Below are 24,948 nucleotides of genomic sequence, written 5' to 3'. Positions count from 1 at the left end.
TTACAGCCAGGGTCACAATAATCCGGACTCAGCGAAACGTGATGAGTTCCGGGGCCTTCAACAGTTGCAGGTGCACATGACTGTTGAAGGAAGCCAGGGACACCTCGCGACCACGAAACTTAAGCTGGTTGAGCGAGGTGTTGACGATTTGCCAGTTCAATTCAAAGGCCTGCCGGGCAGGCATTTGCGTAATCAGGTGGAGCAGGGCGGTGATGGTGCCGCCGGACGTGAACACGGCGATTTTCTGGGTGTTGTCGGCCTGGTCGAGAATGCGGTGCAGACCGGCCCGTACCCGCTCGACAAACCCCAGCCAGCTCTCCAGGCCCGGTGTGTCGTAGGTGCCGGCCAGCCAGCGCTCGATGATCAGGGCGAAGATACGCTGGAACTCACCACGGTTTTGCGCGGCGTTGCGCAGGATGTCCAGGGCCTCGGGTTCGTCCGGCAGCATGGCCGGCAACAGCGCGCGGATCACTGCATCGGCGTCGAACTCATTGAAGGCGGAGTCGGTTTCCAGCACCGGCACCGGCAGGCCTGCCGCGGCGAATTGTTCCAGCGCGCTGTTGGCCGTGTGCTGCTGGCGGCGCAGATCCCCCGCCAGGCAGCGGTCGAAGCCGATCCCGAGTTCGGCCAAGTGCCGACCCAGGATTTCAGCCTGACGAATACCGGTCGGCGACAGCACGTCGTAGTCGTCTGCACCGAAGGAGGCCTGGCCATGTCGAATCAAATAGATGCTGCCCACGTCCGCGTCTTCCCGGTACGTTGAAGGTTTGGCGAGGTTATGAGGATGGCGGTGTGCTGTCAATGAAAAAACATACGCTTGTTTGAAATGCCCGTTACAGGCCTGTTACCAGAGCTTTCACGGCTGGTAGCAAGGTCGACGCATGGGTATGCTGGAGGTATCCCGCGCGCGTTCAAGCCGCGCATCGTTTGAGGAGTCCCTGTGGAGTTTTTTTCCGAGTACGCCATTTTTCTGGCCAAGACCGTGACCCTGGTGATCGCCATTCTGGTGGTCCTGGCCAGTTTTGCGGCCTTGCGCAGCAAGGGGCGGCGCAAGTCGTCGGGCCAGTTGCAGGTCAGCAAACTCAATGATTTCTACAAAGGGCTGCGCGAACGCCTGGAGCAGACGTTGCTCGACAAGGATCAGCTCAAGGCCTTGCGCAAGACCCAGGCTAAAACCGACAAGAAACAGAAGAAAAAACCCGAGGCCAAGCCCCGGGTGTTCGTGCTCGATTTCAATGGCGATATCAAGGCTTCGGCCACCGAAAGCCTGCGCCACGAAATCACTGCCTTGCTGACCCTGGCCACACCGAAGGACGAAGTGGTTTTGCGCCTGGAAAGCGGCGGTGGCATGGTTCACAGCTACGGCCTGGCCTCCTCGCAACTGGCGCGTATCCGTGAGGCCGGCGTGCCCTTGACCGTGTGCATCGACAAGGTCGCGGCCAGCGGTGGCTACATGATGGCGTGCATCGGCCAGAAGATCATCAGCGCACCCTTCGCGATCCTCGGCTCGATTGGCGTGGTGGCGCAGTTACCCAACATCAACCGCTTGCTGAAAAAGCACGACATCGACTTCGAAGTGCTGACCGCCGGTGAGTACAAACGCACACTGACCGTGTTTGGCGAAAACACCGAGAAGGGCCGGGAGAAGTTCCAGCAAGACTTGGACATCACCCATCAACTGTTCAAGAACTTCGTGTCGCGCTATCGCCCGCAACTGGCGATCGATGAAGTGGCCACCGGCGAAATCTGGCTCGGCGTGGCGGCGCTGGAAAAACACCTGGTCGACGAACTCAAGACCAGCGACGAGTACCTCGCCGAACGCGCCAGGCAGTCCGAGCTTTATCACCTGCACTATGCCGAGCGCAAAAGCCTGCAAGAGCGCATTGGCATGGCCGCCAGCGGCTCGGTCGATCGTGTGCTGTTGAGCTGGTGGAGCCGTTTGACCCAACAACGCTTCTGGTAACGGGGCAGGAGATATTGCAAAACATCCAGCCGGGGCATTAGCCCCGGTTTTTTTGCCTGCGAATACTTGCCTGATGTCCTCCACGGCCCGGCGAAATCTCTGTAGGCAGCAGGCGACCGTTCCTGCTTTCGGTAATGCGGCGGTTGGTTATGTTGGTGTTCCGGAATAATTGCCATGGAACGCATATGAATGACCATCAGACACCGCTTCATCCCGATCTTGCGCCGCTGCGCGAAACACTGAAATCCGTGGTGGGCGCGGCTTTGCCGCAGTCTCCCGAGCAGTTCGGTGCCCAGTTGATCAAGGCAAAATGGGGGCAAGACATCGACCCGCAAAAGGCCCTGTTGGTCACCCTGGATTACCGCTATCGCGGGCACCCACCGCAGGACGGTATCGAGCAAGGCCAGGTGGCAAACACGCAAACCCTGGTGCAGGCGTTGCTGGCGAACTACCAGACCGTCGGTGACGGGCGTTTTGCCGAAAGCGCATTTGGCTTGTACACACCGCCCGATGTCGGTCCGTCCGTTCGCATCGTGGAGCATGTCGATGAATTCGCCGATCACGGCAATGGCAATCACCACACCTACGAAGGCATTTATCGCCAGACCACGCCCCAGGTGTATGGACCGGCAACGCAAATTGCCCTCAGGCCAGCAGCATTCAAACAGTGGGTGTGGGAGCTGGATTTGCAAACCCGCTATCAGGCTTACCTTGATCGCACCTGGCCCTCCGATAAGCGTATCGTCCAGGCGGCGCCTTACGACCTGAGAACCTCGGCCAAGGCCGCCTTTATCATGAGCGCCTGCCTGCAACATCAGGAGGGCAGTTTGAGTCAGGAAGGCCTGGTCTTGGCCATGCAGGCCGCCGGGTTGCCAGCGCAGCAGACCTGGAATGCGTTGACCATCGGCCAGGTGCAGGCGCCCACCCGCATCAGCGCGCCGATCGAGGTCGGGCGGCTGACGATCTATCGCTATACATCGGACGATATCTGGTGTTATCGCCACCGTCACAGCGGCCGGGTCTTGCTGAACATTCCCGGCAACTCCTCACCCTTGCATGAATTCGCCGACTTCCGGCACCTGCGCCAATGGATCGTGGACCAAGGCAGGGGTGCCGCCACACGGCAAGCGCTGGTCGCGCATTTTGCCGAGGACGATCGTGAAGACGGTACCTTCCATGCGGGGGTGTCGACGGCGTTGGAGGGTATGGCGGTTTACCCGAAGGAACACTGGCTGAAAAAGAATGCAGGGTTGTTCAACAACGACGGTTTCTGGGACCCGCAGGACTATATCGACCTTGAGCGTCCGCCTGCCGACACCGATCCGTTCGCGCAATTGGTGCTGACCATGAAGCAGGCCTCCATGGCCAGCGTCAAAACCATCCGCGACGATGCCCAGGTCAATCGCGACAACCTGAGCGCGGTGGTGGAACCGCTCGTGCAGTGGATCAACCGGCTGGGGCCATTGGCACTGTTCATTCCGGGAGGTGAGGGCGTCCTGGTACTGGCCGGCCTGATCGACGCCGGTTATGGCCTCGATCAGGCCGTCAACAGTAAAACACCGGAGCAACGCTCCGAGGGCGTGACGCGCACGGTGTTCGGCTTGCTCAATGCACTCCCGCTGGCCGGGGCGGTGGCGGCACTCAAGGGCGAAGAAAAAATCGCCGGAACGTTGTACGAACCCCGGGAACCCGGGAGCGAGCCGCATCCCGAAACGCCGGCCGAGCCCGCACCCGGATCGGCTCCGGCGCCGGTGTCGACACGTGTGGAGCTGATGCGTGGCGTCTGCACACCCCTTGCTGCCTTCAGTGATGAGGTATTGGCGCAGATCGCCCGGGTCAGTACGGTCGACGACGATATGCTGCGCCTGATGCAGACTGGCCGTCCGCCGACGCCGTTGCTCGCCGACACCATCACACGCTTCAAGCTCGATCAGGAACTCGAAATCGTCGCCGACCCGCAAGCCCGGGCCGGATTGTTCAACGCCCGATATCAGGCGCTCCAGCACTCGGACAAAGAGTGGGTTCGCCTGTTTCAGCGTGAGTACCAAGGTTTGCCGAAAAGCGCCGTGGAGCAGATCCTCGACCGTTCGGGAGTTGACATCAATCGGCCCGTCGATGCTGACGAGGCGCTGCTACTGTTCAAGCGCCTGGACAGCAAGTCGCGGGAGTATCAACAACATGCACGACTCAACCGGGCTTATGAAGGTCTGTACTTGCGTTCGATCGTCCATCCGGAAACCGATGTCCTGGCGTTGCATTCCCTGCCACGCCTGCCCGGTTGGCCGAAAGACTTACGCATCGAAGTGCACGACGGGTCAATCAGTGGCCGGGTCCTGGACCGTTGCGGTCCGCCCGATTCGGCGGATTGCCGGCGCTTGATCAAGGTCGGTGATCGCTATCGGTATTCCACGATGGCGGCTACCGACGGCGAGGGTTCGGATCTGTTTACCGCACTGGTCGATCTATTGTCAGGGGAGGAACGCGCGGCGATGTCGCTGCGCTCCCCAGACGCGGCCAGCCAGTTGCGCCTGCGTATTGGCACACATGCCTTGCCCCGCTCCGAGCTGATACTCGGCTTGAATCGAATGGATTCGCGGTTGCCCTTCGAAGCCAGGGGGTTGCGCGGCGGTGGCTTTCCGAATACGCCCCAGGCCGCTGCGCTGACCCATGAAATCATGCGACTGCAGGTCAAGAATCTGTATCCGGATTTCACCGATGCCCAGGCGGATGAGCTGCTCCTGATGGCGGGTAACGGCGCTCAAGCGCTGGTGGATCGCCTGATTCTCGAGATGCAGCAGTTGCATGCCGATCTGCGCCAGTGGATCGACCAGGCCGTGCTGGATGTCGATGACATGGACGTGGATTTTCTTGCGGTGGACGATGATGACGCCGCAGGCATGAGCCCTGAGCAGGTGGCGGCACACAATGTCGAACTGCTGCAAACCGTGATTGGCTATGAGCGTGAAACGCGAATTGAATTGGGCGACGAACTGATGGGCATCTGGCAAAAATGCCCGCCCCAGATCAATAGAGTCATGTCCGGCGAGACGTTCTCTGGTTACAGGCTGGATCTGGGTTTCGAGGACTACCATAGGTTGCCAACGATGAACGTGCGCTTCAATGAGGTCGTCGAGCTATCGATGCGGGGCTTGCACCTGGTCGAGCGCGAGAGCCTGAGCGTCTTTCTCGAAAGTTTTCCGAACCTGCGTTCCCTGAACCTGGAACGTGTCGACCTGCGGCGGCTCAACGCAGACGGCGTGCTGGAAGGTGTGTTGCCTCCACCGATTCGGCAAATGCCCCACCTCACTACGCTCAACCTGAGTTCTACCTTTTTGCAGCTTCAGGAGCGCACGGCTTCGCAGTTTCGTGAGCTGGCGAGCTTGCAAATACTGGATCTGAGTGACAACCCGTTGACTGTACCGCCCGTGGTATTGGGGATGAATGAGCTGCGTGTGTTGAACCTGAGAAACACCGGAATCAGCCATTGTCCGATAGGGATCGCCGATCAGCCGTACTTCACCTCGCTCGACTTGCGAGGCAACCGGATCGGTCGGGTTCCCTACTCGATACTGAGTCAGGCGGTGTCCCGGGACCGGGTGAAACTGTGGGGTAATCCGCTGACGGATGAAGACACGTTGTTGCGCCTGGTGAGTCATCGTGAGCGTACCGGTATCAATTTGTGGTTGAGTGAGCCGGGTGCCGATTACGGCAGTGCGACGCCCTGGCTGGAGGAGGGTGATGAAAGCGTGCGCGAGGCGCGGCAACAGATCTGGCAACGATTGGCCGTCAAACCATCGGGCAGTGCGTTGCTCCGGGTCATGGATGGATTGAGCCTGACGGCGGATTTCCGGGTCGGTTATTGGTCGCTGCAGGCGCGTGTGTGGCGCTTGCTCCACGAAGCGGATGCGTCAGAAGAGTTGTGGGGCTGGTTGCTGCACTGTGTCGAAACGCGGACGGCCGATGCGGATAATCCGTTCAGGCTGTTCGTGTTGCTGGAAGATCGAGTCCGGCTGTACTGCGACTGGGTCGCCATGGGGCGTCCGATTCCGCTGGTGGATAATCCGGTGTTTTAGCGCGAAGGGTAAAACCCCTTGAACCCCGGGTCGGGGTTCAAGGGGTGACGGTCAGCGACGACGGAACAGCGGCAGCGGTTCGTCGGCAGCGGCCTGGTAGGTCACCGAGAAGTCCTTGAGGCCTTCAAGGGCTTCGTGCGGGTCTTTGTCGGCGCGAATGGCGAACGCGTCGAAACCACAGCGATGCATGTAGAACAACTGGTCACGCAGCACGTCGCCAATGGCCCGCAATTCGCCCTTGAAACCGTAACGGTCACGCAGCAGGCGGGCATTGGAGTAGTTGCGGCCATCGGTGAATGCCGGGAAGTTCAGGGCGATGACCTGGAATTGCGCCACGTCTTCACCGATTTCCTCGGCTTCTTCATCGGCGTCCAGCCAGATGCCCAGGCCGCCATCGCGGGCCAGGAGCATGCGGCTATGTTCGCGCCACAGCTGCAACGGCACGATGAGGTCGTCGCAGTTGCTGATCTCGTCGATGTTGAAGTCCTTGGGCAGCAGGTGCCAGGTTTCGTCGACGACCTCGTTGTTCTTAATGATTCGCTGCATAGACACGCTCCTTGAAGAGGTCGATACCAATACGCTGATAGGTGTCGATGAAGCGTTCGTCTTCGGTACGTTGTTCGATGTACACGTCGATCAGCTTTTCGATCACGTCAGGCATGGCTTCCTGGGCGAAGGACGGGCCGAGGATCTTGCCCAGGCTGGCGTCACGGCTGGCGCTGCCGCCGAGGGAAACCTGGTAGAACTCTTCGCCTTTCTTGTCCACCCCGAGAATGCCGATGTGGCCGACATGGTGGTGACCGCAGGCGTTCATGCAACCGGAGATGTTCAGGTCCAGCTCACCGATGTCGAACAAATAGTCCAGGTCGTCGAAACGGCGCTGGATCGATTCGGCGATCGGGATCGACTTGGCGTTGGCCAGGGAGCAGAAATCACCGCCCGGGCAGCAGATGATGTCGGTCAGCAGGCCGATGTTCGGCGTGGCGAAACCTTGCTCGCGCAACTCGCCCCACAGGGCGAACAGCTTGTCCTGCTCGACGTCGGCCAGGATGATGTTCTGCTCGTGGGAGGTGCGCAGTTGACCGAAGCTGTAGCGGTCGGCCAGGTCGGCCACGGCGTCGAGCTGTTTGTCGGTGATGTCGCCCGGTGCAACGCCGGTTGGTTTCAGGGACAAGGTCACGGCCACGTAGCCCGGCTTCTTGTGGGCCAGGGTGTTGCGCACGCGCCAGCGGGCGAAGCCCGGGTGCTGCTGGTCGAGCTCGGCCAGGGCGGCGGTCTGGTTGTCCAGCGCCTTGTAGTCCGGATCGACGAAGTGTGTGGCGACGCGCTGCACTTCGGCTTCGGTCAGCGTGGTCTGGCCACCGCGCAGGTGCTCCATTTCCGCATCGACTTTCTGCGCAAAGACTTCAGGCGTCAGCGCTTTGACCAGGATCTTGATCCGCGCCTTGTACTTGTTGTCGCGACGGCCATAGCGGTTGTAGACCCGCAGGATGGCGTCGAGGTAGCTCAACAGGTCTTGCCACGGCAGGAATTCATTGATGAACGCGCCCACCACCGGCGTACGACCCAGGCCACCGCCGACAAGTACGCGAAAGCCCAGTTCGCCGGCTGCGTTGTGCACCGGCTCAAGGCCGATGTCGTGGACTTCGATGGCGGCACGGTCGGAAGTCGAACCGTTGACGGCAATCTTGAATTTGCGCGGCAGGTAGGCGAATTCCGGGTGGAACGTGGTCCACTGGCGGACGATCTCGCACCATGGGCGCGGGTCGATCAGTTCGTCGGCGGCGACACCGGCAAACTGGTCGGTGGTGACGTTGCGCAGGCAGTTGCCGCTGGTCTGGATCGCGTGCATCTGCACGGTGGCCAGTTCAGCGAGAATGTCCGGAATGTCTTCCACGGCCGGCCAGTTGAACTGCACGTTCTGCCGGGTACTGATGTGGGCATAGCCCTTGTCGTAGTCGCGGGCAATCCTGGCCATCATTCGCATCTGGCGCGAAGTCAGTTGGCCGTAAGGCACGGCGACTCGCAGCATAGGCGCGAAACGCTGGATATAAAGGCCATTTTGCAGGCGCAGGGGGCGGAATTCTTCTTCGCTCAGCTCGCCTGCCAGATAGCGTCGGGTCTGATCACGGAACTGCTTGACGCGGTCCTCGATGATCCGCTGATCGTATTCGTCGTATACGTACATATAAGTCCTGTTCTCAGGCTTGGGCCGGTCGGAAACAGCGGCGTTTTTTGGCTTGCTGGCGTCCGATAATACCTCGGCAATTCTGCGCGCACGGCCGCGCACTCCCTACGGAGCCGGGGCACGATACCAGTTTGCAGTTATGCGTAAAAGTGATGTTTGAGCATATGTAAAGAACCAAATCGACTAATGAGCGGCGTTGTTACAAAGACCCTGTTTGTGATGCGGGCAATCGTCGTCTTTACTCTGCTCGAGTCTTTATGCAATCACCGATAAAACCGACAAGAGGCGATGCAATGAGCAACCCAACCAAAGCACGGAAAAGCGATAGCACCGTTGATGCATGGGCCATTTTGTTCCTGATCATTCTGGTCGTGGGGACCGCGGTATTCTGGGTCAGTCATCAGTAAGCGACCCCGTCCGGGCCCGGTTCCGACGATTGTCTGACAAAAACCGGAAAAGTCGCCGTTTTACGGACGTTCGCTGGCTATAATGCGCGGCGAATTTCCGGGGGCTCGGACGACACATGTTGAAGTTTCTAAGTGGTGTATTACTGGCGCTGGGCATGGTCGCGGGACCGTGCGCTCAAGCGGCGTCAGTGCTGTTCCTTAACCCGGGAACCACCAAGGAAGCTTTTTGGGTCAGTTACTCGCAGTTCATGCAGGCCGCCGCCAGGGATCTGGGCATGGACCTGCGGATCCAGTACTCCGACCGGGTGCCTGAAAACATCATCAAGCAGGCGCGCGAAGCCCTCCAGGGACACAATCGTCCCGACTACCTTGTGTTCGTCAACGAACAATCCGTTGCCCCCGAAGTGCTGCGCCTGGCACAAGGCAGCGGGGTGAAGTTGTTTCTGGTCAACAATGCCTTGACTGTGGATCAGGTAAAACTGCTCGGCGCCCGACCCGACAAATATCCCGACTGGATCGGCAGCCTGGTGCCCAACGATGAGGAGGGCGGCTACCTGATGCTCAAAGAGTTGATTCGGTTGCATCCCCCGGTGGCCCCGGGCCAGATGATTGACCTGCTGGCTTTTTCCGGTTTGAAGGTCACGCCGTCGGCGCAGTTGCGTGAGAAGGGCATGCGTCGGGCGCTGGCCGAACACCCGCAAGTGCGTTTGCGTCAGTTGGTGTACGGCGGCTGGACACGTCAGCGCGCGTACGAGCAAGCCAAACTGTTGTTCACGCGTTATCCGCAGACTTCACTGGTGTGGGCGGCCAACGACGAAATGGCGTTTGGCGTCATGCAGGCGTATGTCGAATCGGGCGGTGTTCCGGGCAAGGATGCATTGTTCGGCGCCATCAACAATTCACCCGCAGCATTGCAAGCGCTGCTCGACAACCGCCTGAGCGTGTTGCTGGGCGGGCATTTCAGCCTGGGTGGCTGGGCACTGGTTGAGCTGCATGACTATGACCAAGGGGTCGACATCAGCCAGTACGGCGGTCGGGACCGACAACTTCCGCTGTTGCAACTGATTAACCGGGCGCAAGCCAAACAACTGCTGGCGTTGGGCAGCGCACAGAATTTCGGGGTGGATTTCCACCAGCTGTCGGCGAAGGGGCGACCAGCGTCCTACCGCTATCCATTCAGCCTGCAAATCCTGATGCACTGAGCCGTTTCAGATCCCTGCCAGCAGCAACACCAGTTTGACGATGCCAAACAGCGTCAGGGCAAACACCGTGGTGAACAAAATCCCCAGGATCACGAAATGACTGGGCTTGCCGTGGGTAAAATCCCGCGCCCGGTTCTTGTTGCTCTGCACTCCGAACGCTGCCGCCATGACACTGTGCAACATCTGCCAGAAGGTTGGCGGCTTGTTGTCGACCGGATCGTCCATAAATCCCTCGCCTGTCAGTAAGTCCTCAGAGCATAGACAATCTGCCGGCCAGTGGTGCGGCCGGCCTGCGAATCGACGCATTTTGAAATCAGTCTGGGCCGATGCGATAACTATCTACCGCAGATACGGTTCACTGAAATGATGTTCTGTCGTTCCATTTTTCAGGAGCGACACAATGTCTACTCATCCCCCCTCTGTACCCCGTCAACCTTTGGTTGCGGGCCAAACCAGCATTCACCGCGAACTACTTGAACAGCTGACGCCTGATTGGTTGGTCGATGCCACGCCGCAGCGGCGGGCGGCCATAAAAGCCAGCGGCTCGCTCGCGCCGCGCTGGTACTCGCGAGCCTCCAGCGAGCAACAGCAGGCACTGAAAGACCGTTTCAACGACAGCCTGGTTTGCCAGACCCTGCTCGACAAAACCATGTCGTCGCTGCCAGATGCCGAAAGCTTTGCCGAGCCGATACTGCAAAAGGCGCTGAAGGATCAGTTCGGGGTCGAGGCCGATGTCAACAAAACCCTGGTGTGCCTGAGGCGAGCGCTGGAAGTCAGCGATCTTGAAATCGAGATCAGCACATTCGAGGTGATGAAGCTTTCGTTGTTGCAGGCGGCACTGCATAACTTCGAAGCGTCCGAATGCGAGGCGGGTGCCTTTCATCGCGGGTCGGGCTTTGTAGTCGAGACTTCCACGCCTGGTACGTTCGAGGTCACTGCCCTCAACATGTCGGTCACGCATTTCCTCTCACTCTGCCGCAAGCTGGATATCGGCGCGCAGTATCAAACCCGTGTCGAGGCGTTTTTCCAGGCAACGGCTGCGCAGAAGAAATCGACAGTGTCCGAGCAATTCATTGCCAGTCAGAAAGCGGCAATGAGAGCAGCCGCTGAATTGGCGCTGCTGAAAAAAGACATCGAACCCGACGATTACGCAATGATCCTTTCGGTGGTTAATGGCGAGGTCCATCCCCGTGTAGGCAGCAGGCCAGTCTGGTTTCGTGACCTGAACCTGATGAAGCGCAGGATGACGGGCTGCGTCGTGTTCAGCATCAGTGAACAATATCGTTATACCAACGACTACATCGTCTACATTCCCCACGATCCCGAGCACCCGCTCAAACGCTATACCTCTGAGCAGCTGCGTGAAGAATTCAAGCGTCAGTTCACCGCCCAGGATGCATTGCCCGCCAGTGGCAGTGGGCCGACCGCCCACCAGCGCTTTTTCAGCCAGTTCGTCGCCTACGCCGACCGCCCTTATTACTTCAGCCAGTTCACCCGCAAGGCCGCCGACTCTCCGACTGATCCTTTGCATTCATTCTGGTTGAAGGTCCTCCAGTACGTGCCCCCGTTGTCGTCCGTCGCCCGCATCAAAGAGCTGCCGCCAGAACCTGCGGGCAAACGTGAGCCGGTCGAAGATCCTTATCTCAATCCATTCGGGATGATTCGCGAAGGCGTGGCGGGCATCTGGTCCGCCAACAGTGATCTGTGGACTTATCTCTACGAGCAAAACCGCAAGAAAGTCATCGCCGACGCACGCAGCCATGCGGTGCCCACGGCGGACGTCGATGCGCGAGTGCGGGCGCAAAAGCTCAATCATCTGCTGGAATTAGGCATGCTGGGCCTGAACATGGTGTCGATGTTCGTGCCGGTGCTGGGGGAGATCATGCTGACGGTCATGGCGGGTCAGCTGCTGTACGAGTCGTTTGAGGGGGCGATCGAGTGGAGTGAAGGAGATCGAACGGCGGCCAAGGCGCACCTGGTCGATGTGGCCGAGAATCTGGCGCTGGCCGCGGTGATGGCCGGTGCGGGCAAAGGCTTGGCCAAGCTGACGGCGGTGAAACCCGAACCGCTGGTCGAGCGCCTGCAATCCATCAAACGCGACGACGGCAAAACCCGCTTATGGAAACCTGACCTGAGCGGTTACGAACGCAACCTCATCCTGCCTCGCCATTCAGTCCCTGATGCGTCTGGGCTGCACCGGATAAATGGCAAAACCTTCATTCGGCAGGGTGCCAAGGTCTACGAAACAACCTTTGACCCTTCGCTGAAGAAATGGCGCATTCGGCATCCGACGGATACCAGCGCCTGGCAACCCATACTCGAACACAACGGGCATGGCGCCTGGCGCCATGCGCTGGAGCGTCCCCGGACCTGGGATCGGCTGACACTGCTGCGGCGCATCGGCCATATCACCGAGGCTTTTTCCGATGAGCAACTGCTCGACATCGCCGAGGCCTGTGGTGTCGAGGACAATGCCTTGCGCAAGATGCACATGGATCATCTTGCGCCGCCGCCGGAGCTGGCGCACGCCTTGCGGCTGTTCGAAGCCGACCCCAGCATTGGCGGACCACTGCTCGAAAAATTGCAACGCGCCAGCCCGGGGCTGAGTAATGCCGCCGCTCGCAGGGTTCTGCTCGATGCCAATGCCGAAGAGCTCACCCGCCTGAAAACAACGAGTCGAATTCCCCTGAAAATGCTGGAGGAGGCCCGTTGGTATGCACAACAGGGGCGTCAGGCCCGGGCTTTCACTGGCCTGCGCATGGAATCCGCGCTGTCCGCTGACAGCCGGTGGCTCGCACTGCATGCCCTGGAAAAAATGCCGGGGTGGTCCGGCGAGGTGCGGCTGGAGATTCGCGACGGCCACATCGAGGGTCCGCTCATCGACGGCATTGGTAGCGAGGCCGCGACAATCCGTAAGTACGTGGTTAAAAACGGCCCGTCCTATCAGGCATTTGATGAGCGTGGCGAGACGCTCAATGGCGTGCCCGCCACCGGCGATAACTTTTACGCCTCGATCATGCACGCATTGCCCGATGAATCCCGTCGCGCATTGGGCGTTCCACACGTGGGCCAAAGCGTCGATCTGAAGCAGGCTGTCATCGACTCGGCCTTCGAGCATCGGGCGCAATTGTCGCAAATGCTGGAACAGCGCAGCGGTAACGGCAAGGCGTTCAAGCCGCCCGTACGCGTAACGGAGCGTCGGGTGGGCTACTACGCCAGCGGGCGCGGGCAAGGTTTGAATCCTTCTCTGGTGTCGCGGGTTCAGGACGTCTATCCAGCGCTGACGGATCAGCAGGCCAATGGGTTTATCCTGGCGCAACTGCGCGCGGGTAAAACCGACGCACAGATTTATAGCCTCCTGCAGGAGCGTATGCGCGAGTGGGAGACCCTCGAGGCGACGCTCGATCAATGGGTCGGCGAGCCGATAGCGGGTTCTGTCCTGGAGTCGATGCTCGGAGGCAAGGCCTCGGTCGCGCAGAGTCTCAAGCAATCCTGGCGTAATTCGCCGCTGGCCGGGGAGCATCCGCGCTACAGATTGCTTGAGTTGGTCTGTGACGACCCGATCCCTGCGCTGTCGGCGGACTTCTCCCATGTGGGTGATCTGTATGTCCGGGGTCGAAGCATCACCGACGCCAATGTCGATGCGTTGTTGGCGAATTTTCCCAAGCTCAAAAGACTGCGGATCAATGCCACGGGCAACGATTTCGGCACCGTGCCCCAAGTGCTGAGCAGCATGCCGGACCTCAGGGGGCTGAGCCTGTATTCAGCCGCGCCCTTCGCCGCAGACATGCCGTCGAGACTGGGTGCGTTGACGGCGCTCGAGGAGCTCAGCGTGTATTCAACCTGGGGCGTTCCCGTGCCGTTGGACGTAAGCCGGCTGCGCAATCTGCGTCTGCTCGACGTGATCGCGCCGTCAATGGATCAGTGGCCAACCGGGGTTCTGGAACTGCCCCGTCTTGAACGTCTGAACCTCACCGGTACAGCCATCAGTACATTCCCCGAAGGCATTTTCGAAGGGCATGAAAAACTCTGGTCCGGGTTGTCGCTGGATTGGTCGAACATGCCGCGCCCAAACTTCAAGCAGGCCTATGAGTATCTCCGGCGTCAGCCCCGGCACCTTGTTGATCTGGAAGAAATGGTCAGGGATTACTGCAAGGGCGAGTTGAAACGTCTTGCTGAAGGCATCAATGACCCGTCCGCGGGATTATTCAATCAATTTGTCGAACAGTGGCAAGACGCAGGGGCGAGATTCGACGCCGTCGAAGCATTGAGTGAGCAGCATCATCAGCTCAACCGGCATCTTGAGGACTGGTCCCAACGCGCGCTGCGAATGCCTGCAGCGGCCAACGAAATCATCGGACGTACATGGACGGCAGATGCCCTGAGAATCTGCTGGCGCAATGGCGCATTCAAACGCTACGGCTCGACGGCCGATGCCTCGGTACTGGATCTGCCGAGCCTGGCGTTGAGCGAGTTTCCAGAATTGCCGGACGGTGCCTTCCCTGAAGTACGAACCTTGTATCTGAAGGGTAATAGAGCCCCCGTCGAGCAGACTCGCAAGTTCGTCCGCGGTTTTCCCGGGCTTGAAAAACTCGACGTGAGTGGCAGCGGTTTGACCGAAGTGCCCTTTGCGCCCGGTGATCTTGAAAAACTGACTGATCTGGATCTTTCCAATAACCGGATTGTTGGCGACGCCGGGGTTCAGCAGGCTTTTGATGGATTGCAGGCACTGCGATACCTGGACTTGAGCAACAACCCGTTGAATGCCTTGGATGTCAGTGCAATGACCCGCCTCAAGTCCTTGAACCTAAGTGGCACAGCGCTGCAAGAATGGCCGACCGGGGTACAGGAGCTGCCAGAGCTGTATTGGCTGGACTTGCGCGACAGCAGGGTCAACGCGCTGCCGGAGCCGCTTGCGGATGAGACGCTGCTCAAGACCAACCTCGCGGGCACACCTTTAACCCCTCAAGCCATCGCCGCGCGCAATGCGGCTCGACATCGAATGGAAATGGCCAAAGGTCTTCCGGCCGGCGCGCTGGAACGGTTCGACCTGGAGCAGGTGCCACAGGATTTCCCGCCGTTCGAAAGCGCCAGTTCGATCGCGCTTCAATTGTTGCCGCTGCCGGAAGTCCCGGCGGGAGAAGGGGTTGCAGTTTTAACAAAGCGCCTGCAACGGCTGAAACCGACACTCGCCGATGATGACGCCTTGCAAATGATCGAACAGATGCAGGGCAGCGAAGCTGCGAGCGTGAAAATTGCCGAATGGGAGAAAACCTATGAAACGCTCACGCGCCAATTGAATGACTGGCTGTTTACCCGGGGATCTCGCGGAAACGGCTGGATGACATCTTCCAGCATTCGCAGGCAGGCTGCCTTGCGGATCGTCGAATGCTGGCAAAAAGGTCTGAGCAGCACGGGCGCGGTGGCTGATGCGGTGCTGGATCTCAACGGTCTGCAACTGGGTGACCTGCCTGAGGTGCCGGCATCGTTCGAGCATGTCGGCACGTTGAAACTGACGAGCGTAAAACTTACCCGGCAAGGTTCCGACGGGTTCCTCAAGGCCTTTACCCGCCTGAAAACCCTGGACCTCAATGGCAATGGGCTGGATGGCGTTCCAGAGCCGGTCTGTGACATGGACAGGCTCGAGCGTCTGGAGTTGTCCTCGAACCGGATGGACGATGCCGAACTGCTGTATGCCGCATTGAGTAATCTGGAGCGTCTGCGCTGGCTGGACTTGAGCTACAACGAACTGGATACCTTTGATATCGGCGTTTTCGAGCAATTGGAGACGCTGGATCTGCGCAACAATAATTTGACCGAATGGCCGGACGGGGTGTTCGACAGCCAGCACCTGGGCACGCTCAATCTCAGTGGCAACGACATCACGTCGATCCCCGAGCAGGCCCTGAGTGGCGACCATGACGTTTTGACGGCCGGTACGGATTTGAGCGACAACTTCAACCTGTCGCTTGAGAGCCTTGAACGCCTCAGGGATTACCGTGAAGCGGGTTTCCACGACAGGGTGCTGGGGATCTCGCGGGCCGATCTTGACGAGTTGATCGATGACGCCAACGGCGATGGCGACGATAGCAGTGAAGGCATCGATACGGATGAGGAACTGCCTGAGACTGAGCCGGATACCGAACAAAAAACACCGTGGTTAACCCATCTTCCTCCCGAGGAAGTGGCCAGTAAAACCGGGATGTGGAATCAACTCGCGGCGGAACCGGACAATGCGGCGTTCTTTCACCTGCTTTCGCGACTGCAGGATACGCAGGAGTTCAGGGTGGCAAACGCCGATCTGACGCGGCGGGTCTGGACGGTCATTGAAGCCGCCGCCAGCAATACCGAACTACGGGAGATCCTGTTTGCCAGTTCCAGCACCCACGGCACGTGTGTCGACGGTCGAATCCTGACGTTCAGTGGGCTGGAAAGCAGAGTCTTCACCCACAACGCCTTGCTAGATATTCCCGTCGGGCGCCCGAGTGTGAAGGGGCATGCACTGCTGAATTTATCCCGGCAGCTGTTTCGACTGGACAAGGTCGACGACCTCGCGAGGAAAATCGCCGCGCAAACCGGGCAGGATGAGGCCGAAATACGCTTAGGCTATCGAATCGGGCTGACACAAGGATGGGCGGACGGCCTGGAGCTGCCAGGGCAACCGAAACACATGACCTATGCCTCGGGAGTGACCGCTCAACAACTGGCGGACGCGCGAATCGAGATCGTCAACGCAGAGCAGTCCGATGGTTTCTTTGAAGACTTGATCCAGCGCGACTATTGGGAAAGTTATCTCAAGGAAAAACATCCTGACGTGTTCAAGGCGCTGGATGAGATGGATGTTCAGGAGGAAGTTGAAAGCGCTGACGATGCGGCATTACTGACTCAGCTTTTCGAGCAGAGGGCGGCGCGCAACGCGAAGATGATCGAATTGTCCCGACAGGAGGTCGCGGAGCTGACGGCTGCCTCAAGCAGGTAAATCACCTGTGGGAGTGAGCTTGCTCGCGATGGGGGCTTGATGTTCAACATCAATGTTGACTGATACGCCGCTATCGCGAGCAAGCTCGCTCCCACAAGGTTTTTTTCAGTTGATCACTCAGTTGTCGTAACCGAGATTCGGCGCCAGCCAGCGCTCGGTAACGCTCAGTTCCTGGCCTTTGCGCGACGTGTAGCTCTGCACCTGGTCCTTGTCGATCTTGCCCACGGCGAAGTACTGTGCCTGCGGGTGAGCAAAGTACCAGCCACTGACCGCTGCCGCCGGGAACATCGCGTAGTGCTCGGTGAGGAATACACCACTGCGGCCTGCGCGCATTTCCTGGGCTTCTGGATCGAGCAGGGCGAACAGCTGAGCTTTCTCGGTGTGATCCGGACAGGCGGGGTAGCCCGGAGCAGGGCGGATACCGCTGTACTGTTCCTTGATCAGTGCCTCGTTATCCAGCGCTTCATCCTTGGCATAACCCCAATAGTCTTTACGCACCTGCTGGTGCAGCCACTCGGCGCAGGCTTCGGCCAGGCGGTCGGCCAGGGCCTTGACCATGATCGAGTTGTAATCGTCGCCGGCGTCCTGGTAGGCCTTGGCCACTTCTTCGGCGCCGATGCCGGCGGTGGTGATGAAACCACCCACGTAGTCAGTCACTTCACTGTCCTTGGGCGCGACGAAGTCGGCCAGGGAGAAGTTCGGTTTGCCGTCGGTCTTGATGATCTGCTGGCGCAGGTGATGCAGCTTGGTCATTGGCTTGCCGTCATCGCCATAGAGCTCGATGTCGTCGTCATGCACCTGGTTGGCCGGCCAGAAGCCGAACACCGCGCGAGCGCTGATCAGCTTTTCGTCGATCAATTTGCGCAGCATTTCCCTCGCGTCGTTGTACAGCGAGGTGGCGGCTTCACCGACCACTTCGTCCTGGAGAATGCGCGGGAACTTGCCGGCCAGGTCCCAGGATATGAAAAACGGCGTCCAGTCGATGTATTCGGCCAGAACGTCGAGGTCGATGTTGTCCAGCACCCGCGCTCCGGTGAAGGTCGGTTTGACCGGCGTGTAGGTTGCCCAGTCGAATTGCGGCTTCTTGGCGATGGCTGCGCCGTAGCTCAGACGCTCGGTGCGGGCACTGCGGTTGGACGTGCGCTCGCGAACTTCGATGTAATCCTGGCGGGTTTTCTCGACAAAACCGGCCTTCAGTTCCTTGGACAGCAACTGGGTCGCCACGCCCACGGCGCGGGAGGCGTCGGTGACGTAGATCACCGCGTCGTTGCTGTATTTCGGCTCGATCTTGACTGCCGTGTGCGCTTTGGAAGTGGTGGCGCCACCGATCATCAACGGCAGGTGGAAGTCCTGACGCTGCATTTCGCGGGCGACGTGGACCATCTCATCCAGCGACGGGGTGATCAGGCCGGACAGGCCGATGATGTCGCACTTCTGTTCCCTGGCCACCTGCAGGATTTTTTCCGCCGGCACCATCACGCCCAGGTCGACGATGTCGTAGCCGTTGCAGCCCAGCACCACGCCGACGATGTTCTTGCCGATGTCGTGCACGTCGCCTTTGACGGTCGCCATCAGGATCTTGCCCTTGGCTTCTGGCTTGTCGCCTTTTTCCAGTTCGATGAACGGGATCAGGTGGGCCACGGCCTGCTTCATCACGCGGGCGGATTTAACCACCTGCGGCAGGAACATTTTGCCGGCGCCGAACAGGTCGCCGACGATGTTCATGCCGGCCATCAACGGGCCTTCGATCACTTCGATCGGGCGGGCGAAGGACTGGCGCGATTCTTCGGTGTCTTCGACGATGTGGGTGGTGATGCCTTTGACCAGCGCATGCTCCAGACGCTTGTTGACGTCCCAGTTGCGCCACTCTTCGGTCTCGGCTTCCTTGACGCTGCCGTCGCCCTTGTACTTGTCGGCGATGGCGAGGAGGGCGTCGGTGCCTTCCGGGGTGCGGTTGAGGATCACGTCTTCCACGGCGTCGCGCAGCTCCACCGGGATCTGGTCGTAGATCTCCAGTTGCCCGGCGTTGACGATACCCATGGTCAGCCCGGAACGGATCGCGTACAGCAGGAACACCGAGTGGATCGCCTCGCGCACGGGGTTGTTGCCACGGAACGAGAACGACACGTTGGACACGCCACCGGAGGTCAGCGCATACGGCAGCTCGTCACGGATGTAGGCACAGGCATTGATGAAGTCGACGGCGTAGTTGTTGTGTTCTTCGATACCGGTGGCCACGGCGAAGATGTTCGGGTCGAAGATGATGTCTTCCGGCGGGAAGTCCACTTCGTTGACCAGAATGTCGTAGGAGCGTTTGCAGATTTCTTTCTTGCGCGCTTCGGTGTCGGCCTGGCCGGCTTCGTCGAAGGCCATCACCACCACGGCGGCGCCGTAGCGCTTGCACAGCTTGGCGTGGTGAATGAACTGCTCGACGCCTTCTTTCATGCTGATCGAGTTGACGATGCCCTTGCCCTGGATGCACTTGAGGCCGGCTTCGATCACTTCCCACTTGGAGGAGTCGATCATGATCGGTACGCGGGAGATGTCCGGTTCACCGGCAATCAGATTGAGGAAGGTGACCATGGCCTTCTTCGAATCGAGCATCCCTTCGTCCATGTTGATGTCGATCACCTGGGCGCCGGCTTCGACCTGCTGCAGGGCGACTTCCAGGGCCTCGGTGTAGTTGTCTTCACGGATCAGGCGGGCGAACTTGGCGGAACCGGTGATGTTGGTACGCTCGCCGACGTTGACGAACAGCGAGTTGCGATCGATGGTGAACGGCTCTAGACCCGAGAGGCGGCAAGCCTTCGGGATGTCCGGAATCTCGCGCGGCGCATAACCGGCCACGGCCTTGGCGATGGCCTCGATGTGGCCCGGCGTGGTGCCGCAGCAGCCGCCGACGATGTTGAGGAAGCCGCTCTGGGCGAACTCTTCGATGACCTTGGCGGTTTCCGATGGCAGCTCGTCGTACTCGCCGAACTCGTTCGGCAGGCCGGCGTTCGGGTGCGCGGAAACGTGGGTGTTGGCCTTGTTCGACAACTCTTCGAGGTACGGGCGTAATTCGCGGGCGCCGAGGGCGCAGTTCAGGCCGACGGAAATCGGCTTGGCGTGGGCCACGGAGTTCCAGAATGCTTCGGTGGTCTGGCCCGACAGTGTGCGGCCGGAGGCGTCGGTGATGGTGCCGGAAATCATGATCGGCAATTCGACGCCCAGCTCTTCGAACACGCCTTGTACGGCGAAGATCGCGGCCTTGGCGTTGAGGGTATCGAAGATCGTTTCGATCAGGATCAGGTCGGCGCCGCCCTCGATCAGGCCTTTGGTGGCTTCGGTGTAGTTCTCCACCAGCTCATCAAAGGTGACGTTGCGGTAACCAGGGTTGTTGACGTCCGGGGACAACGAGCAGGTACGGCTGGTCGGGCCGAGCACGCCGGCAACAAAACGCGGTTTGTCCGGGTTCTCGAGGGTTTTCGCATCGGCGACCTTGCGCGCCAGGCGAGCGCCTTCTACGTTCAATTCGTACGCCAGTTTTTCCATGCCGTAATCGGCCATGGAAATCCGGGTGGCGTTGAAGGTGTTGGTTTCCAGAATGTCGGCGCCGGCGTCCAGGTAGGCTTTTTCAATGCCGCCAATCACGTCCGGGCGAGTCAGGACCAACAGGTCGTTGTTGCCTTTGACATCGCTTGGCCAGTCAGCGAAGCGTTTGCCACGGTAATCCTGCTCTTCGAGCTTGTAGCTCTGGATCATCGTGCCCATACCGCCATCGAGAATCAGGATGCGCTCTTTGAGGGCGTGCTTGAGAGCTTGAAGGCGAACGCTGCGATCGGACATTTGGACTACTCGGTAAGGCCATGACGAAGGGCCGGGATGATAGCAAACCTGTGCGCTTTTGGAGCGTGACTCGAATTTGCATGAATATCGTTCATGTTGGTAAGGGTGACAGACCGGTAGAATCGCGACGTTTTTTCAGGATTCGGGACCAGGGACATGTCGTATCGCTTCGTCATCGGCACATTGCTGCTGTTTTTAAGCTGGGGCGCCGTGGCGCAAGGCCCGGCGATTTCCTCTGCCATGTCACCTGTTATCTCCTACAGCCGCGACATTCAACCGATCTTCACTGAAAAGTGCGTGGCCTGCCACGCCTGCAATGACGCCGCTTGTCAGCTCAACCTGGGCAGCGGTGAGGGCGCGGTGCGGGGCGCGACGAAAGTCCCGGTCTATGACGGTGACCGCCGCCAGGCGGTTGCACCGACCCGACTGTTCTATGACGCTTCCGGCAAACAGGCCTGGCAGCAAAAGGGCTTCTATTCGGTGCTCGATGCCCAGGGCAACCAGGCCGCACTGATGGCGCGGATGCTGGAGCTTGGCCACAAGACTCCGTTGCAGCCCAACGCGAAGCTGCCGGAAGACATCGTCCTGGGCCTGAACCGGGAAAACATGTGTGCCATGCCCGCGGAGTTCGACGGCTATGCCGCCAAGCATCCGAAGGAGGGCATGCCGCTGGCAGTGACCGGCCTGACCGACCAGCAGTACCAGACGCTGCAACGCTGGCTGGCGGCAGGCGCGCCGATCGATCAGCAGGCGCTGGCGCCCAGCGCCAGGGAAGCCTTGCAGGTGGTGCAATGGGAAAACCTGCTCAATTCACCGGGAGCCCGGGAAAGCCTGGTGGGGCGCTGGCTGTACGAGCACTGGTTCCTGGCCCATCTCTACTTCAAGGACGGTGACCCTGGGCATTTCTTCCAGTGGGTGCGTTCGCGCACCCCGACCGGCCAGCCGATTGACCTGATCAACACTCGTCGCCCGAACGATGATCCGGGCACGCAGTTTTATTATCGCCTGTGGCCGGTACAGGGCGTGATCGTGCACAAGACCCACATCACCTATCCGCTGGGTCCGGCGAAGCTGGCGCGGGTCAAGAGCCTGTTCTACAGCGGCAACTGGCAGGTCGACGCATTGCCGGGCTATGGACCGCAGAGCCGGGCCAACCCGTTTGCCACTTTCGAAGCGATTCCGGCCCAGGCGCGCTATCAGTTCATGCTCGATAACGCCGAATACTTTGTGCGCACGTTCATTCGTGGGCCAGTGTGTCGCGGCCAGATCGCCACGGACGTGATCCGCGATAATTTCTGGGCGCTGTTCCAGGCGCCCGAGCACGACCTGTATGTCACGGATCCGAACTATCGCGGGCAGGCCACGCCGTTGTTGGCGATGCCGGGGCAGAACGATGATGTCGGCAGCGTCCTCAGCCTGTGGCACGACTACCGCGACAAGCGTAACGAATATGAAGCCTTGCGCCGGGACAGCTACGCCGATGAACCAGCACCGAGCTGGTCGACCCTGTGGGCCGGCAACGACAATGCGTTGCTGAGTATCTTCCGCCATTTCGACAGTGCTTCGGTGACCAAAGGCCTGATCGGCGAGGTGCCACAAACGGTATGGCTGTTCGACTATCCGCTGCTGGAGCGCACCTACTATCAACTGGCAGTGAACTTCGATGTGTTCGGGAACCTGTCACATCAGGCTCAGACGCGCTTGTATTTCGACTTGATCCGCAACGGTGCCGAACAGAATTTCCTGCGCCTGATGCCCGCCGACTCCCGGGATGACTACCTTGATGACTGGTATCAGAACAGTGGCAAATTCAAGATGTGGCTCGACTACGAGACCATCGACGACGACAAGCCGACCGCGCTGAAGCTTGACGCGCTGGACCCCAAGCGCGACTTTGCCATGCAGTTGCTGGCCCGTTATGGCGATCTCAATGCAAGGCCCGACCCGATCAATCGCTGCGACGGCGCTTACTGTTCGCGGCCAAACATCGATCCGGACCTGCAAAGTGCCGAGCAGGCATTGAGCCGCCTGACTTCGCGTCCGGCCGCCGGGCTGAAGGTCATCGATCAGTTGCCGGAGGCTACGCTGCTGCGTATTGAAACCGGCAGCGGCAAGCGTGAGGTCTACAGCCTGTTGCGTAACCGTGCCCACAGCAACGTGGCGTTTTTGCTCGGTGAATCACTGCGCTATCAACCGGGGCTCGACACTTTGACGATTTTCCCGGGTGTGCTCAGCAGCTACCCGAACTTCATGTTCAACATCCCGGCCGGGCAAGTTCCGGCGTTTGTGGATGCGATGGAAAGCGCCAAGGACACCGACAGCTTCGAGAAAATCGTCGAACGCTGGGGAATACGCCGCAGTCATCCGCAATTCTGGGCTTATTTCCATGACCTGAGCCGCTACATCCACGAAAACGATCCGGTGGAAGAGGGCGTGCTGGACATGAATCGCTACGAGAACCTCTGAACCACCGCAGATCCCCTTATGGGAGTGGGCTTATGTGGCGAGGGGGCTTGCCCCCGTTGGGTCGCGAAGCGGCCCTAAAAAATGGGACCGCTGCGCAGTCCAACGGGGGCAAGCCCCCTCGCCACATAAGACCACTCCCATAAGGGGAATTGTCGGAATCTTTCCCGACAAAAATACTAGGACTTTGTCCGGCGCGTTGATTGGCGTAAACTGCGCCCAAGCCTGCGAGGAGTTTCCATGACCGCTATTACCATCACTGACGCCGCCCACGATTATCTGGCTGATCTGCTCTCCAAGCAGAACACCCCGGGCATCGGCATCCGCGTCTTCATCACCCAGCCTGGCACCCAGTACGCCGAAACCTGCATTGCCTACTGCAAGCCGGGCGAAGAAAAACCCGAAGACACCGCGCTGGGGTTGAAAAGCTTCACTGCGTACATCGACCACTTCAGCGAAGCTTTCCTGGACGATGCAGTTGTCGACTACGCCACCGACCGCATGGGCGGCCAGCTGACTATCAAAGCGCCAAACGCCAAGGTACCGATGGTCAACGCCGACAGCCCGATCAACGAGCGCATCAACTACTACCTGCAAACCGAGATCAACCCGGGGCTGGCCAGCCACGGCGGTCAGGTCAGCCTGATCGACGTGGTCGAAGACGGCATCGCCGTCCTGCAGTTCGGTGGTGGTTGCCAGGGCTGCGGCCAGGCCGACGTGACGCTGAAGGAAGGCATCGAGCGCACCTTGCTCGAGCGCATCCCGGAGCTCAAAGGTGTTCGCGACGTGACCGACCACACGCAGAAAGAAAACGCCTACTACTAAGGTGTTCGCTGCGAATTGAAAAAACGGCGCCCCGTGAGCGCCGTTTTTTTTATGGGTGATTGGAAACCTGTGGCGAGGGGGCTTGCCCCCGTTGGGCTGCGAAGCGGCCCTGGTTTTTTTACGGGTAAACAGGATTTGCGACGGCTACGCCGCCGAACGGGGGCAAGCCCCCTCGCCACAGGGTTGGTGGTGAATCAGGGCCTGTAAAGATGCGCATGCCCCGCACGATACAGCGATGACTCGCTGAAGTGGTCACTGCCCAGCACCCGACCCACCAGAATCAACGCCGTACGACGAAATCCCTTTGATTCAACCTTCCCGGCAATATCTGCCAGCGTGCCCACCACCCAATCCTGATCCGGCCAGCTCGCTCGATGCACCACCGCAATCGGGCAATCGGCGCCGTAATGGGGCAGCAGTTCCTCGACGATCTTCGCCAGGTGACTGACCCCCAAATGAATCGCCATGGTCGCGCCGTGCTGCGCCAGGCTGGAGAATTCCTCTCCGGGTGGCATGGCGGTTTTGTCGGCGTAGCGCGTCAGGATCACGCTCTGCGAAATGTCCGGCAGGGTCAGTTCCGCGCCCAAGAGCGCTGCGCAAGCGGCTGCGGCAGTCACGCCGGGTACGATTTCGAACGCAATGCCCAGTTCACGCAGATAGCGAATCTGCTCGCCAATGGCGCCATACAGGCTTGGATCGCCAGAGTGCACCCGGGCCACATCCTGGCCTTTGGCGTGGGCGGTCTTGATCAGGTCGATGATCTGTTCCAGGTGCAGTTCGGCGCTGTTGACCACCTGTTCGGCACAGTGACCTTCCAGTACGGCGGCCGGCACCAGTGAGCCGGCATAAATGATCACCGGGCAACTGCGAATCAGCCGCTGGCCCTTGACGGTGATCAGTTCGGGGTCGCCGGGACCTGCGCCAATGAAGTAGACGGTCATCGTCGGTTCCTGTGGGAAAAAGGGGCTGAACAGGTCTTCAGATGAAGAATGTTCATGATCAAAGGCGGGGATTATCGGT

General features: G+C 59.7%; 12 protein-coding genes. 6 read left to right on the top strand and 6 right to left on the bottom strand.

Annotated elements, in window-relative coordinates:
• Positions 1-28 precede the first annotated feature (28 nt).
• Complete coding sequence (locus ABIE16_RS11240; RefSeq protein WP_429521145.1) at positions 29-739, bottom strand: histidine phosphatase family protein; 711 nt, start codon at positions 737-739, stop codon at positions 29-31.
• A 201-nt stretch (positions 740-940) separates the two neighbouring features.
• On the opposite strand from ABIE16_RS11240, the gene sohB reads away from it, so the two are divergent.
• Positions 941-1,963 carry a protease SohB gene (gene sohB, locus ABIE16_RS11235; protein ID WP_090455662.1) on the top strand — a complete coding sequence of 341 codons (1,023 nt, stop codon included), beginning with the start codon at positions 941-943 and terminating at the stop codon, positions 1,961-1,963.
• A gap of 185 nt (positions 1,964-2,148) precedes the next feature.
• Complete coding sequence (locus ABIE16_RS11230) at positions 2,149-6,036, top strand: dermonecrotic toxin domain-containing protein (protein WP_429521144.1); 3,888 nt, start codon at positions 2,149-2,151, stop codon at positions 6,034-6,036.
• Between the two features lie 51 nt (positions 6,037-6,087).
• Here ABIE16_RS11230 and ABIE16_RS11225 read toward each other — a convergent pair whose 3' ends face one another.
• A complete protein-coding gene (locus ABIE16_RS11225; RefSeq protein ID WP_057714377.1) occupies positions 6,088-6,582 on the bottom strand; it encodes a DUF934 domain-containing protein in 495 nt (164 codons plus the stop codon).
• Positions 6,566-8,224, bottom strand: a complete 1,659-nt coding sequence (locus tag ABIE16_RS11220) for a nitrite/sulfite reductase (RefSeq protein WP_057714379.1) — start codon at positions 8,222-8,224, stop codon at positions 6,566-6,568. The genes ABIE16_RS11225 and ABIE16_RS11220 overlap by 17 nt, the downstream gene beginning before the upstream one ends.
• Positions 8,225-8,747: 523 nt before the next feature.
• On the opposite strand from ABIE16_RS11220, the gene ABIE16_RS11215 reads away from it, so the two are divergent.
• On the top strand, positions 8,748-9,833 hold the full coding sequence (locus ABIE16_RS11215; protein WP_429521143.1) for an ABC transporter substrate-binding protein: 1,086 nt from the start codon (positions 8,748-8,750) through the stop codon (positions 9,831-9,833).
• A 6-nt stretch (positions 9,834-9,839) separates the two neighbouring features.
• Here the strand turns inward: ABIE16_RS11215 and ABIE16_RS11210 are convergent, their stop codons facing one another.
• Positions 9,840-10,058 (bottom strand): DUF2970 domain-containing protein, encoded by a 219-nt coding sequence (locus ABIE16_RS11210; RefSeq protein ID WP_057714552.1) that lies wholly within the window; start codon positions 10,056-10,058, stop codon positions 9,840-9,842.
• Between the two features lie 175 nt (positions 10,059-10,233).
• On the opposite strand from ABIE16_RS11210, the gene ABIE16_RS11205 reads away from it, so the two are divergent.
• Positions 10,234-16,812 (top strand): NEL-type E3 ubiquitin ligase domain-containing protein, encoded by a 6,579-nt coding sequence (locus ABIE16_RS11205; protein ID WP_429521142.1) that lies wholly within the window; start codon positions 10,234-10,236, stop codon positions 16,810-16,812.
• A gap of 117 nt (positions 16,813-16,929) precedes the next feature.
• Here the strand turns inward: ABIE16_RS11205 and metH are convergent, their stop codons facing one another.
• The gene (gene metH / locus ABIE16_RS11200; RefSeq protein WP_429521141.1) at positions 16,930-20,640 is read right to left on the bottom strand and encodes a methionine synthase; all 3,711 of its coding nucleotides are present in this window, start codon (positions 20,638-20,640) and stop codon (positions 16,930-16,932) included.
• A 156-nt stretch (positions 20,641-20,796) separates the two neighbouring features.
• Between metH and ABIE16_RS11195 the strand changes: the two genes are divergently transcribed.
• Both ABIE16_RS11195 and nfuA read left to right on the top strand, forming a co-directional pair.
• The gene (locus tag ABIE16_RS11195) at positions 20,797-23,106 is read left to right on the top strand and encodes a fatty acid cis/trans isomerase (RefSeq protein ID WP_429521140.1); all 2,310 of its coding nucleotides are present in this window, start codon (positions 20,797-20,799) and stop codon (positions 23,104-23,106) included.
• A 237-nt stretch (positions 23,107-23,343) separates the two neighbouring features.
• Positions 23,344-23,928, top strand: a complete 585-nt coding sequence (gene nfuA, locus ABIE16_RS11190) for a Fe-S biogenesis protein NfuA (protein WP_008059275.1) — start codon at positions 23,344-23,346, stop codon at positions 23,926-23,928.
• A 194-nt stretch (positions 23,929-24,122) separates the two neighbouring features.
• Here the strand turns inward: nfuA and cobM are convergent, their stop codons facing one another.
• Positions 24,123-24,869: a precorrin-4 C(11)-methyltransferase gene (cobM, locus tag ABIE16_RS11185; RefSeq protein WP_057714560.1), complete on the bottom strand. Its 747-nt coding sequence runs from the start codon at positions 24,867-24,869 to the stop codon at positions 24,123-24,125.
• Positions 24,870-24,948 lie beyond the last annotated feature (79 nt).

The organism is Pseudomonas sp. 2725 (assembly GCF_050434585.1).
Lineage (GTDB): Bacteria > Pseudomonadota > Gammaproteobacteria > Pseudomonadales > Pseudomonadaceae > Aquipseudomonas > Aquipseudomonas jessenii.
This window is presented reverse-complemented; position numbering and strand designations above follow the sequence as displayed.